This window comes from Glycomyces arizonensis DSM 44726 (genome assembly GCF_000482705.1).
Lineage (GTDB): Bacteria > Actinomycetota > Actinomycetes > Mycobacteriales > Micromonosporaceae > Glycomyces > Glycomyces arizonensis.
On record NZ_AXWO01000031.1, the window covers coordinates 1 to 12,736 of the forward strand.

The following is a 12,736-nucleotide window of genomic DNA, read 5'->3' on the forward strand; positions in this document are numbered from 1 at the left end:
GCGAGCGCCCGCACCCACTCGATGGCCTCGGGGACGTCCCAGACCTGGTTGGCGTCGATCATGAGCTTGGCGTCCCAACCGATGATCTCCCTGGCGATCGTCAGGCGCCGCCGGTCGTCGTCCAGGTCGGCGCCGACTTTGAGCTTGACGTGCCGGTAGCCGGAGTCCACGGCCTCCTGGAGGAGGCGGCGCAGCTTGTCGTCGCTGTAGCCGAGCCATCCGGCGCTGGTGGTGTAGCACGGGTACCCGCCGCGCGCTTCGAGCTCGGCGACGCGGGCCGCGCGCCCGGCCTCCCGGCCGCGCAGGATCGCCAGCGCCTCGTCGCGGGTGAGGGCGTCGGAGAGGTAGCGCAGGTCGGCGGCGTCCACGAGTTGTTCGGGGGTCATCTCGCACAGCAGCCGCCACAGCGGCTTGCCCGCGGCACGGGCGGCGAGGTCCCATACGGCGTTCATGACCGCGGCGAGGGCGATGTGGACGACGCCCTTCTCCGGTCCGAGCCAGCGCATCTGCGAGTCGGATTGGAACTCCCGGTAGAGCGCGCCCGGGTCGCTCACGATCGTCTCCACGTCGCGTGCGACGAGGTGCGTGGCGCGCTGGAGGGCGGCGGCGGTGACGATGTCGTTGCCGCGGCCGATGGTGAAGGTGAAGCCGTATCCGGACAGCTCGGGGTCCCCGGTGCGCAGCACGATGTAGGCGGCGGAGTAGTCGCCGTCCCCGTTCATCGCGTCCGAGCCGTCCATGCTCAGCGAAGTGGGGAAACGGATGTCGTGGGCTTCAACGGCTTCGATGAAGGGCATGCGTGCTCCTTGTCGCCGGTGCCGGTCTCGGGGAGCCGACGTCGGCGAGGTCGTGTCGGGGCGCGGCGGAGGCGGGGCGGCCGGACGACCGTCTCCACGGGGTCGAGGTGACGGGCTCGTGCCGCGGCCTCTCGATGCGCAAACGATTGACCATGGCGACGATAGCCCTTCGTGCCCGGCGCCGCAAGACCCGGGCCGCCGCGTTCCGGTCAGCGGTGCGGACGGGCCGTGGACGAGCGTTCGACGAGGACCGGCCCGGGCGAGTCGACCGAGCGGTGCGCGACCGGGCCGCCCGCGATCGCGTTCGCCAGCGCCTCGACCGCGGTCCGCCCGAGTTCGTAGAGCGGCAGGCGCACGCAGGTGAGCGGCGGCCAGGTGTGCTCGGCGGTCCACGCGTCGTGGACCGCGACCACGGACAGGTCCTCGGGCACGGCCAGGCCCTGGGCCCGGGACTGCGCGAGGACACCCACCGCCGCGTTGACGTTCGCGGCGATCAGGGCCGAGGGCGGTTCGCGCCTGGTGAGCAGTTCGGCCGCCGCCGCGCGCCCGTCCGCTTCCTGGTAGCCGCGCCAGGTCACCAGTGCCGGGTCGTACGGCAGGCCCGCCGCGCGGAGCGCCTCGCGGTAGCCCTCGGCGCGCCGCTGCGCGGTGGGCGAGGATGTCAGCCCTCCCGCGAAACCTATCCGCTCGTGCCCCAAGGCGATCAGGTGCTCGACCGCCCGCCGGGCGGCGAGCGCGTCCGGCACGACGACCGAGCTGGCGTCGGGGAGGGCCTGGTGGATCGTCACCACCGGCGACCGCTTCCCGAGCGCCGCGGCGAGCGCCTTGGGGTCCGCGCCGTCCCGGGGCTGGAGGACGAGGCCGTCGACCCGGCCCTCGCCGACCAGGCGGCCGAACATCTCGCCGCCCGGCTGCATGTCCTCGCTGCGGGCCAGGAGCATGACGCAGCCGCGGGCGACGGCCTCGTCCTCCACGCCACGGGTGAGCTCGGTGAACAGCGCGTTGGTCACGTCGGGCACGACGAGTGCGATGACGTCGGTCCGCGCGAGTTTGAGCGCGCGCCCGGCGAAGTTCGGCTGGTAGCCGATCTCCAAGGCCGCCTGGCGGACCCGCTCCCGCGTCTCCTCGCTCAGGCGCGCGGCGGGGTCGCCGGAGAGGACCCTGGAGGCCGCCGACACCGACACGCCGGCCCGAGCGGCCACGTCACTGAGTTTCGCCATCCGCCAAGTATCGCCTATGCCGATCGGTCGCGAACAAACGATTGCGCATTCGAGGGACGTGTGACATCCTCGGATCAAACGATTGCTCAACTCATGTTCCGAGGAGGACGCCGTGCTCACCGCGTACTACACCGGAAACCGCACGATGGCCGTGGCCGCCGCCGACCCGGTCCCGCCGGCTCCCGGCCAGGTGCAGATCGCCGTGGCCTACAACGGGATCTGCGGCACCGACCTGCACATTCTCAGCGGACACATGGACGCGCGGGTCGACGTCCCCGCGGTCATCGGCCACGAGATGAGCGGCACGATAGCCGCGCTCGGCGAAGGCGTCGACGGCCACGCGATCGGCGACCCGGTCACCGTCATGCCGCTGGCCTGGGACGGGACCTGCCCCGCCTGCCTCGCGGGGCACGGCCACATCTGCCAGAACCTCGACTTCGTGGGCATCGACTCGCCCGGCGCGCTCCAAGGCCGCTGGAACGTCGACGCCGGTCTCCTGGTGCCGCTGCCGGCCTCGCTCTCGCTCCGGCACGCGGCTCTGGTCGAACCCACCGCCGTCGCCGTCCACGACGTGCGCCGCTCCGAACTCGCACCCGGCCAGAAAGCCGTCGTCATCGGCGGCGGTCCCATCGGCGTCCTCATCGCGACCGTCGCCCGGGCCTTCGGCGGCGACGTCGTCGTGATCGAACTGGATTCAGGGCGCCGCGAACGCATCGCCCGGCTCGGCTTCACCGTCCTCGACCCCGCAGAGGACACCGTCGCCCATGTCGAAGAGTGGACCGGAGGGGCAGGCGCCGACGCGGTCTTCGAGGTCTCGGGCGCACCCGCCGCCGTGCTCGGCGCGGTCGACCACGCGAAGGTGCGGGGCACCGTCGTGGTCGTCGCCATCCACCCCGAGCCCCGCCCGGTGAACCTCCAGCGGGTCTTCTGGCGCGAGCTGCGCCTCCTCGGCGCCCGCGTCTACCGGCGCGAGGACTTCGAGAAGGCCGTCGCGCTGCTCGACGCCGGGGACATCCCGGCCGACGACCTCATCACCGGGACCGTGCCCCTGGGCGAGATCCAGTCGGCCTTCGACGCCCTCGCCCGCGGCGAGGCCATGAAGATCCTCGTCGACGTCCAGGCCGGACAGGAGCCCGCATGAACCCCTTCGACCTCACCGGCCGCCTGGCCGTCGTCACCGGCGCCAAGCGCGGCATCGGATTCGCCATGGCCGAAGCCCTCGCCGCGGCCGGAGCCGACGTCATCGGCGTCAGCGCCACCCTCGAACCCGAGGGCTCGGCGATCGAGCGGCGGGTGTCCGCCCTCGGCCGCTCCTTCCGGGCCCTGCCGACCGACCTCAACGACCCCGAGGCCGTCGCCGCCCTCGCCGCGGGGCTCGCCGCCGAACCGGTCGACATCCTCGTCAACAATGCCGGGACCATCCGCCGAGCGCCGGCCGCCGAGCACTCGGACGCCTACTGGGACGAAGTGCTCCAGGTCAACCTCACCAGCCAGTTCGCCCTCGCCAGGGCCGTCGGCCGGTCCATGCTCGAGCGCGGCCGGGGTAAGATCATCTTCACCGCCTCGCTCCTGAGCTTCCAGGGCGGTGTCAACGTGCCCGGCTACGCCGCGGCGAAGTCGGGCATCGCGGGACTCACGCGGGCGCTCGCCAACGAGTGGACCGCCCGCGGCGTCACGGTGAACGCGATCGCCCCCGGCTACATCGCCACCGACAACACCCAAGCCCTGCAAGACGACCCCGACCGGTCCAGGGCCATCCTCGAGCGGATTCCAGCCGGTCGCTGGGGCCGGCCCGGCGACCTCGCCGGTGCGACCGTGTTCCTCGCCAGCGCCGCCGCCGACTACGTCTCGGGCGCGGTCGTCCCCGTCGACGGCGGCTGGCTCGGGCGCTAGGGCCCGATCGGCGAAAACGGCCGATCCGCCTCCGTCTGTACCGACAATCCGAAGTGGAGTAGACAATGGCAGCGACCGCCCGACCCGTCATCGAATGGGCCAAGCCCGGACTGCACCTGCGGTTCGACCACGGCGACGACCACCCGGTCCGTCTCCTCCACTGGGCGGCCGACCCGGACGCGGCGTCCGCGGTCGCGCCCTCGGCGATCGTCGACGTGGACACCGCCGGGGAGCGCCGCTCCCGCTACGACCAGAGCCATCTGCACTGGGGGGCCGGCCAGCGGCTTCGCCACACCGGTCACGAAGCGCTCGGCGAGGAGCTGCGGATCCACCAACGCGATCCGCGGAGCGGCCTCGAGGTGACCAGCGTCTTCCGAGCGGCCGGGCCGGGCGTCCAGATCCGCCACACCGTGCGCAACGGCGCCGCGGACGACCTCGTCGTCCTCGCGGTGAGCTCCGCGCTCGTGGCGGTCCCTGACGGGGCGCGCGACCTGCTCTGGGGCGAGAGCGAATGGCTCGCCGAAGGGCGCTGGCATCAGCGTCCGCTCGCGGAGCTGATGCCGGATGTCAACGCGGAGTTCCACGGCCGGCGCCCGCGCGGGAACTTCGCGGTGACCAGCCGCGGGTCCTTCTCGACCGGCGAGTTCCTGCCGACCGGAATCCTCGCGGCCGACGGCGGGCCCTCGCTCGCCTGGCAGGTCGAGACCAGCGCCGGGTGGCATTGGGAGACGACGCAGATCGAGGGCACGGTCCTCATCGGCGTCTACGGCCCGACCGACCTGCACCACCAGTTCACCGAGCGACTGGCGCCCGGGGCGTCGTTCACGACGGTGCCCGCCGGGTTCTGCGTCGCGGACGGCGGACGGGACGCGGCCTTCGCGGCGCTCACCGGCTACCGGCGCGCCATCCGCCAGACGCGTCCGGTCGAGGCGGGACTTCCGGTGGTCTACAACGACTTCATGAACACGCTCATGGCCGGTCCGTCGACGGAGAAGGAACTGCCGCTCATCGAGGCGGCGGCGGAAGCGGGCGCCGAGTACTACTGCGTCGACGCCGGCTGGTTCGGCGGGGGCAACTGGTGGACGGACGCCGGCGACTGGCACGAGGCCCCCGGGCGGTTCACCGGCGGCCTGAGCTCGGTCTTCGACGCGATCCGCGCCCGCGGGATGCGGCCGGGACTCTGGCTCGAACCCGAGGCGGTCGGCATCGACTCGCCGGTGGCGCGGCAACTGCCCGAGGAGGCGTTCTTCCAGCGGTTCGGACGCCCCGTCAGCGTGAACGGACACCTCCAGCTCGACTTCCGCCACCCGGCGGCGCGCGCGCACCTGGACGAGGCCGTGGACCGGCTCGTGGACGAATTCGGGCTCTCGTTCTTCAAACTCGACTACAACATCAACTCCGGAGTCGGAACGGACGCGGACGCCGACGGGCCCGGCGCCGGCCTCCTGGGCCACACCCGCGCCTTCCGCGACTGGCTGGTCGACGCCCAGGCGCGGCACCCCGGGGTCCTGTTCGAGAGCTGCTCCTCCGGCGGGATGCGCATGGACTACCACCTGCTGTCCGTCGCGCATCTCCAGTCCACCAGCGACCAGCAGGACTTCCGGCGGTACGCGCCGATCGCCGCCGCCGCACCCGCCAGCGTCCTCCCCGAACAGGCCGGCAACTGGGCCTATCCGGCCGTGTCGATGAGCATCGAGGAGACGGCGTTCGCGATGACCGCGGGCGTCATGGGCCGGCTCTACCTCTCCGGGTTCCTGGGTGAACTCGGCGCCGAGCGGTTCGCGCTCGTGCGCGAGGCCGTCGCCCTCCACAAAGACTGGCGCCACCGCATCGCCCGGGCCCATCCGGTATGGCCATTCGGCCTCCCGGGCTGGGAGGACGACCTGATCGCACTGCAACTGGACGCCGGCACCGAATCACTGCTCGCCCTGTGGTCCCGCGGCGCGGCCACGACGGCCACCCTGCCGGGACTGCGCGACCGGACCTTCGAACAGATCTATCCGTCCGCCCTACCGGCCTGGACGATCCGCACCACCGACGGCGTACCGGCGATCGAAGTCCCCGCGGGCCCAGCCGCCCGCATCTTCGCCGCACGCTGACGAACCGGTCGGGGACGGCGCGAGGGTGTTCGCCGGGTCTCATCCTCTGCCGCTGAAGAACCGCAGCATGTTCTGCGCCGCGTCGTCGGCCGTCATCATCTCCATGAGGGACGTCGACAGCTTCGCCCTGGCCGTCGCGCGGTCCCTCATGGCCGGTTCGAATTCGGCCACGGCGCCGCCGAGGTCGCCGGGGCGGGCGGCGATGGCGAGCGCCAGTTCGGCGGCGTCGAGCATGGCGAGGTTCGCGCCGAACCCGGTGGGCGGCATGAGGTGCGCCGCGTCGCCGAGGAGCGTGACGCCCGGCTGCGGGGTCCAGGTCAGGCCGATCGGCAGCACCTTCACCGAGCGGATCGCGTACGGCGGTTCGCAGGCGCGGATGAGCCGCACGATGTCGGGGTGCCAGCCGTCGAGGAGCGCGGCCGCGGCTTCGGGGCCGTCGACGCCGTCGAGGGCGCCTTCGGGGCAGCGGGCGCCGATGCCGACCCTGACGGTGCCGTCGCCGTTGCGCTGGGCCGCGAGATGCAGGCCGGGGCCGAGCGCCCAGTAGTTGCCGCGGCCGACCTGCGCCGCGAGCTCGGGCCGCGTCCGGTCGGCGTCGCGGATGGCGCCCTCGACGTGGGTGAGTCCGGAATAGGCGGGGCGGTCGCCGCACAGGAGCGGGCGGACGCGGGAGTTCGCGCCGTCGGCGCCGACGAGCAGGTCGCTTTCGGCCGTGGTGCCGTCGGCGAAGCGCAGCAGGTGCCCGCCGCCGCCGAGCGGCTCCGCCGCCGTGAGGGCCTTGCCCCACCGCACGGCGCCCTCCGGCAGTGAGTCGAGCAGGAGGCCGCGCAGGTCGGTGCGGTCGATCTCGGGCATGAGCAGCGGGGCGTCGTCGGGGGTGTCCTCGCGCAGCAGCACGGTCCCGGTGTGGTCGAGCAGCACCATGTCCTGGCCTTCGGGCCGGGCCGCGGCGCGGAAGGGGGCTTCGAGTCCGGCCTCGCGGATCGCGATCTGGCCGCTGTCGGCGCGGATGTCGAGCATGCCGCCCTGGGGGCGGGCGGCGCGGGAGGCGTCCCGCTCGAAGACGACGGCTTCGATGCCGTGGACATGGAGCACGCGCGCGAGGGTGAGGCCGCCGGGGCCGGCGCCGATGACGGCGATCATGACCACTCCTTGATACATCGTATTGAAAAATACACCGTATCATTCGAGGCGGTGTACGGTACAAGGCCGAGGAGGTGCGAGTTGTCGAGCAGCACACCGGTGTGGGAGCGGCCCGAACCGCCCGAGCGTCCGGCCCCGAGCCCGCTGAGCCGGGCCCGGATCGTGGCCGCGGCGGTGGCCCTGGCCGACGCCGAGGGGCTGGGGGCGGTCTCGATCCGCAAGGTCGCCGCCGAGCTGGACGCGGGGCCGATGCGGCTCTACCGGTACGTCGACACCAAGGAGGAGCTGCTGGAGCTCATGGTCGACGCCGTCTATGCCGAGATCCCGGCCCCCGCGGGGCGGACCTGGCGCGAGGCCGTGCGATCGGCCGCCCAGGGCATGCGCGAGGCGGCGCTGGCCCATGAGTGGTTCGCCGACCTGCTCGGCGGCCGCCCCCGGCTCGGACCGGCCTCCATGGCGCACGGCGACGCCCTGCTCGCGGCGATCCGGGCCGCCCCGGGCGTCCCCGACATCGACACGGCGATGCGGATCGCCGAGACCTTGTCGCTGTTCCTCAACGGCGCCGTCCGCAAAGAGGTCGCCGAGCGCCGCGCCGAACGGGCCACGGGCCAGAACGTGTCCCAATGGCAGGCCGCCTCGGGACCGTACCTTGAGCGGATGCTGGCGACCGGCCGCTACGAGACGCTGGCCGAAGCCGTGCAGGAGGCGAGGCACCTCGACGCCGCCGAGACGTTCGAGACGGGGCTCGCCTACCTGCTCGACGGCTTCGAGGCGAACCTGCCGGCCGCATAGGGACGGCATCCACCGATCGGTTGACCGGCCGAATCCACTGGCGCGCCTGCACGCCGACGGGCGCCTCGCGCGCACCTACGGCGGCGCCATCCCCACCGCCGCGCACTCCGAGTCGTCGCTGGGCGAGCGGTTGCGGGAGTCCACCGCCCAGAAGACCGCCATCAGCGCGCGGGCGGCCGAGCGCATCGGCGACGGCGAGGTGCTGCTCTTTGACGGCGGGTCCACCGTCCTCCAGCTCGCCTACGCCATCCGCGAGCGCGGCCCCCTCACCGTGGCCACCGCGGCGCTGCACGCGATGGAGGCGCTGTCGTCCGCGTCATCGTCGCCGCCACCTGACCGGGCGGGCCAGTGCGGCTGGGGGATCCGTCTGTCACAAACGGACGGCGACCGGCACGCGCGCGTGGAAAGGTGGCTCTATGGCGAGATTCGTGGTGATCGGCGGCAGCGGCCGCATCGGCAGCGGGATCGTGCGGGAACTGTCGGCGGGCGGCCACGACGTCTCGGCCGCCTCGCGGCGGACGGGCGTCGACACGGTCACCGGCGAGGGCCTGGCGCGGGCACTCGCGGGCGCGGACGTCGTCATCGACTCGGCCCGGCCGCCGTCGTCCTATGGAGACGACGAGGTGTTCGAGTTCTTCACCACCTCGACCGCCAACCTGCTGGCCGCCGGGACCGCGGAGGGCGTCGGGCACCACGTGACCGTCACGACGGTCGGGACGACCCGCAGGCACGGCATCCCGTACTACGAGGCGAAGACCGCGCAGGAATCGCTCGTGCGGGAGTCGGGCCTGCCCTATTCGCTCGTGCACGCCACGCAGTTCTTCGAGTTCGCCGGGACGATCGCCGAGGTCTCCACTGTGGATTCGCAGGTGCGCCTGCCGGGCGCGCTCACCCGGCCGATCGCGGCCTCGGACGTCGCGAAGGCGGTCGCGCGGGTCGCGGTCGGTCCGCCGCTCGACGGCGACATCGAGATCGCCGGTCCCGAGCGGTTCGGGCTGGACGAGTTCGTCCGCCGCGTGCTGGCGGCCCGGCACGATCCCCGCACCGTCGTCCGGGACGACGACGCCCCGTACTTCGGAGCGGTGATCGAGGAGGGGACGCTGCTGCCGGTCGAGGGCGCCCGGCTCTTCGAGACGCGGCTCGACGACTGGCTCCGCCGCACCGGCGGCTGAACGCCCGACGAAACCCCCGTCGCCGCGAACCGGCGCACCACCCCCGCAGACCTGCGAGCGTCAATGAGGACGTTCCGCGAATCGGAAAGGCAAGGAAATGGCAAAGACAGTCGTCATCGGCGGCACCGGGCTCATCGGGTCGAAGGTGGTCGCCAAGCTCTCCGCGGACGGGCACGAAGCCGTCGCCGCCGCGCCGGGCACCGGAGTCAACACGATCACCGGCGAGGGCCTCGCGGAGGCGCTCACCGGCGCGGACGTCGTCGTCGACGTCTCCAACTCGCCCTCGTTCGAGGCCGAGGCGGTACTCGAGTTCTTCACGACCTCGACGGGCAACCTGCTCGCCGCCGAGCGCGAGGCCGGCGTGCGGCACCACGTCGCGCTCACGATCGTGGGGACGAACCGCCCGCAGGACATCCCGTACTTCGCGGCGAAGAGCGCCCAGGAGCAGCTCGTCCGCGATTCGGGGATTCCGTACTCGCTCGTGCACGCCACGCAGTTCTTCGAGTTCCTCGGCGGCATCGCCGACATCTCCACCGAGGGGGACACGGTGCGGCTCCCCGGCGGCCTCGTGCAGCCCATGGCCGCCGAGGACGTCGCCGCCGCGGTGGCCCGCACCGCGGAGGGCTCGCCGGTCGGCGACGTCGAGGTCGCCGGTCCCGAGCGGTTCGGGCTGGACGAGTTCGTCCGCCGCGGCCTGCGGTTCCGCGGCGACGCCCGCACCGTCGTCCGGGACGACGACGCCTTCTACTACGGTGCGCCGATCGATGAGAAGACGCTGATCCCGGTCGAGGGCGCGCAGATCTCCGAGACGCGGCTCGAGGACTGGCTTCCCTTGAATCCTCCCCCGGCGTAACGTGCGAGGCGCCCGCGGCCGCGGGCGCCTCCGCTCGGCTCATTCCGGTGCGGGGGCGGCGGTCACGCGTTCGAGCCGCGGAGGTTCCCCTCCGGCGGTCCCTCGGACCAGCAGCCGGACCGTGCCGGAGTTCCACGCACCCGGGATCCACAGCCGGCCCGGGTCGCCGCCGGTGAACTCGGGGCGGGCCGCGTCGTCCAACCAGACGCGGCCGAGCAGTTCGTTGCGGGCGAAGGCGCTGATGCGCACCTGCGCGCCCGCGAACCGCAGGGAGCGGCCTCCCGGCGGCACGGCGAGGTCGAGCCAGGTCTCCTCGCCGGGGGCGAGTTCGAGCGGCAGCTCCAGGTCCCGGCCGGTGGCCTCCTGCCCGGCGAGGGCGAGGAGGGCCTCGTCGGACTGCGGTTCGACCCGCCACTCCCCCACCGGCGCCAGGCGGAGTAGTTCCGCGCCGTCCACCGACCCCGGCCAGTGCGCCAAAGTGACCGCGAGTTCCCGTCCTTCGCCAGGAGCCAGGTGCACCCACGGGTCGTCCGGGCTCACCGCGCGGGTCTCGCCGTCGACTACGACGGTGCAGGCCGCGGTGAGGCCCTTCAGGTGCAGCGCGTGATGGCTCGATCCGTCCACCGGCAGCGCGCGCCGGTAGGTCGCCGGACGCCCGATCCGGGTGCTGCTCCAGCCGCCGAGCCCGCGCAGCGGCGCCGGTTCGGCGGCCCACTGCTCGCCGCCGTCGACGGTCCAGAGCGCGCCGACGTCCTCGCGCGCGGCCACCGATCGGACGCGTCCGAGGCCGCGCAGCGATCCGAGCGCGAGGCCGGGGAGGCGCGCGTCGTCGAAGTTCGAGTGGCCCCAGGTCTCGACGACGGCGTCGAGCCGGTCGGCGCCGCCTGCCGGGACCAGGAAGGCGGCGCCGTAGGGCGCGCGGCTCGGCAGCGCACGCCCGTCGAGCGCGAGGTCGACGATGTCGCCCGCTCCCTCGATGAGCAATTCCCGCACCCCGGCGAGCGACGCGGCGTAGTGGGTGCGTCCGCGGTGGACGCCCACGGTCTCGGACGCGGGGGCCGACTCGTGCGCCGACGTCCGCCCTGAGCGGGTCTCCAGGTCGAGGCGGACCGCGCCGGTGAGGGCTTCCGCTTCACCGGTCGCGGCTGGGGCGCTCGCAGGTGCGTCCACGTCGTCAGGATGGCGGACCACGACGTTCCACTCGGTGTCGCCGGAGCGCACGGTCGCCCGCACGGGCTCGCCCGGGGCGGGCGCGTCGAGTTCGACGAGCTGAGCGCCGTCGCCGCCATCGAGTGCGACCGCGCCGCGCGTGCGGGCGGCCAGTTCGAGCCCGTCGGGGCCCGCGCCCACGAGGTCGGCCGAGGCGAACCGCAGCGTGCCCGGCAGGCCGAAGCGCGCCAGCGGCAGGTCGCGGACGATGAGCGCGCACGAGGAGGGCTCCAGTTCGACGGCGATCTCGGGCAGGTCCCCCGAGGCGGCGATCGTCGCCGTCCCGGGTTCCCCGCCGAGGTTCGGGACGCCGGTGACGGTGCCGCCGCCGTCGAGGACGAGCTGCGAGGCGGACGCGCTGGTCGGGACGGTCACGTGTGCGATGTCGTCCGCGGCACGGGCCGTGGCCCGGGTGAGCGCCGGGCCGAGGGTTCGGGCGAACGCGGTCAGGACGCGGGCTTCCGCCGCCTCCGGGCGCACCTCGCCCACCGGTGACAGGTAGCCGTTGAAGTCGTAGTCGTGGGTCATGAACCCGCCCGGGCCGCCCCAGTTGCCGACCGACGGCGTGTACCCGAGGTCGAAGCCCGAGGCCTGGAGGTAGGGCGCGAGCAGCGTCGCCCCGCTGGCGAGCAGCCGCCGCAGCGTCGCGTGCCGCCGGTTGGTCTCGGTGATCAGCAGCGGCTCGCCGCGATCGGCCATCAGGTCCGCGTACCGGCGGACCTCGGGTTCGACGAACGGCGAGCGGTCGTCGGGGTAGAAGTTGAACGCCGGGGTGACGCCCTCGACGCCGCCGGTCGCGCCGACCAGGTCGCCTTGGCCCGCGCACGCGATGAGCGGCACGTCGATGCCGTGCTCGATCGCCATGTCGCGCAGCGCGGTGATGTACGCGCCTCGGTCGCGGGTGTCGAAGAAGTCGAGCTCGTTCTCGAGCTGGACGGCGACGACGCTGCCGCCGCGGCCCCACTGGCGCGCGGCGATGAGGGGCATGGCGCGGTCGAACCAGGTCCGCACGTGCGCGAGGAAGCGCGGTTCCGCCTGGCGCAGTTCGAGCCCCGCTTCGAGCGGGAGCCACGCGGGCAGGGCGCCGCCGTCCCATTCGGAGCAGATGTACGGCCCGGGCCGCGCGATCACCGCCAGGCCCGCCTCGTGCGCGAGGTCGAGGAACGCCCCGACGTCCCTGCGCCCCTCGAAGTCCCACACGCCCGGCGACGTCTCGTGGAAGTTCCACGGCAGGTAGACGTCGATCGCGCGGTAGCCGGTGGCGCGGACCCGCGCGAGCCGCGACTCCCAGACCTCGCGCGGGAGGCGGAAGTAGAACAGCGACGCGCACAGCAGCGCCTCCTCCCGGCCGTCGAGCACGAGCCCCGCGGGCCCCAGCTCGACCGAACCGCGTTCGGCCGAGGCTTTTCCAACCGAGCCGCTTTCGACATCCGTAGTGGACAGATCAGTCACGTGACACCAGCGCTTCCGCCTTGGAGGTTCATCTCGTAGAGGTGTTTCCGGCCGAGGTAGCAGTTCGCGGTCGCGGTGGGTGCCGGCCGCATCACCGGCGGGATGA

The 12,736-nt window shown here is 73.3% G+C and carries 11 protein-coding genes and 1 pseudogene; 7 read left to right on the forward strand and 5 right to left on the reverse strand.

Features of this window, described 5'->3' with window-relative positions; all coding sequences use genetic code 11:
- Both H613_RS0118040 and H613_RS0118045 read right to left on the reverse strand, forming a co-directional pair.
- On the reverse strand, positions 1-797 hold a 797-nt coding region (locus H613_RS0118040), incomplete at its 3' end, for an enolase C-terminal domain-like protein (protein WP_026924896.1).
- Positions 798-1,006: 209 nt separating this feature from the next.
- Positions 1,007-2,017, reverse strand: coding sequence for a LacI family DNA-binding transcriptional regulator (locus tag H613_RS0118045; RefSeq protein WP_026924897.1), 1,011 nt, complete (start codon positions 2,015-2,017; stop codon positions 1,007-1,009).
- 112 nt (positions 2,018-2,129) lie between these two features.
- Here H613_RS0118045 and H613_RS0118050 point away from each other — a divergent pair, with 112 nt between their 5' ends.
- The 3 genes from H613_RS0118050 (at position 2,130) to H613_RS27500 (ending at position 6,009) form a co-directional block, all read left to right on the forward strand.
- Positions 2,130-3,158, forward strand: coding sequence for a (R,R)-butanediol dehydrogenase (locus H613_RS0118050; RefSeq protein ID WP_026924898.1), 1,029 nt, complete (start codon positions 2,130-2,132; stop codon positions 3,156-3,158).
- The gene (locus H613_RS0118055) at positions 3,155-3,910 is read left to right on the forward strand and encodes an SDR family oxidoreductase (protein ID WP_026924899.1); all 756 of its coding nucleotides are present in this window, start codon (positions 3,155-3,157) and stop codon (positions 3,908-3,910) included. The genes H613_RS0118050 and H613_RS0118055 overlap by 4 nt, the downstream gene beginning before the upstream one ends.
- Before the next feature lie 65 nt (positions 3,911-3,975).
- On the forward strand, positions 3,976-6,009 hold the full coding sequence (locus H613_RS27500; RefSeq protein WP_084546745.1) for a glycoside hydrolase family 36 protein: 2,034 nt from the start codon (positions 3,976-3,978) through the stop codon (positions 6,007-6,009).
- 39 nt (positions 6,010-6,048) lie between these two features.
- On the opposite strand, the gene H613_RS0118065 is transcribed toward H613_RS27500, so the two are convergent.
- Positions 6,049-7,152 carry an FAD-dependent oxidoreductase gene (locus H613_RS0118065; protein ID WP_211234876.1) on the reverse strand — a complete coding sequence of 368 codons (1,104 nt, stop codon included), beginning with the start codon at positions 7,150-7,152 and terminating at the stop codon, positions 6,049-6,051.
- Between the two features lie 81 nt (positions 7,153-7,233).
- On the opposite strand from H613_RS0118065, the gene H613_RS0118070 reads away from it, so the two are divergent.
- The gene (locus H613_RS0118070) at positions 7,234-7,944 is read left to right on the forward strand and encodes a TetR/AcrR family transcriptional regulator C-terminal domain-containing protein (RefSeq protein WP_026924901.1); all 711 of its coding nucleotides are present in this window, start codon (positions 7,234-7,236) and stop codon (positions 7,942-7,944) included.
- Positions 7,945-8,019: 75 nt separating this feature from the next.
- On the opposite strand, the gene H613_RS32220 is transcribed toward H613_RS0118070, so the two are convergent.
- Positions 8,020-8,169 (reverse strand): hypothetical protein, encoded by a 150-nt coding sequence (locus H613_RS32220; protein ID WP_245598601.1) that lies wholly within the window; start codon positions 8,167-8,169, stop codon positions 8,020-8,022.
- Between H613_RS32220 and H613_RS32810 the strand changes: the two are divergent.
- From H613_RS32810 to H613_RS0118085, 3 genes and pseudogenes are all read left to right on the forward strand, one after another.
- A pseudogene (locus tag H613_RS32810) lies at positions 8,144-8,200 on the forward strand (hypothetical protein); the annotation flags it as partial. The gene H613_RS32220 and the pseudogene H613_RS32810 sit on opposite strands and share 26 nt — an antisense overlap.
- Before the next feature lie 160 nt (positions 8,201-8,360).
- Complete coding sequence (locus H613_RS0118080; protein ID WP_026924902.1) at positions 8,361-9,116, forward strand: SDR family oxidoreductase; 756 nt, start codon at positions 8,361-8,363, stop codon at positions 9,114-9,116.
- Between the two features lie 97 nt (positions 9,117-9,213).
- Positions 9,214-9,969, forward strand: a complete 756-nt coding sequence (locus H613_RS0118085; RefSeq protein WP_026924903.1) for an SDR family oxidoreductase — start codon at positions 9,214-9,216, stop codon at positions 9,967-9,969.
- Positions 9,970-10,008: 39 nt separating this feature from the next.
- Here H613_RS0118085 and H613_RS0118090 read toward each other — a convergent pair whose 3' ends face one another.
- Positions 10,009-12,630, reverse strand: a complete 2,622-nt coding sequence (locus H613_RS0118090) for a beta-galactosidase (protein WP_211234877.1) — start codon at positions 12,628-12,630, stop codon at positions 10,009-10,011.
- Positions 12,631-12,736 lie beyond the last annotated feature (106 nt).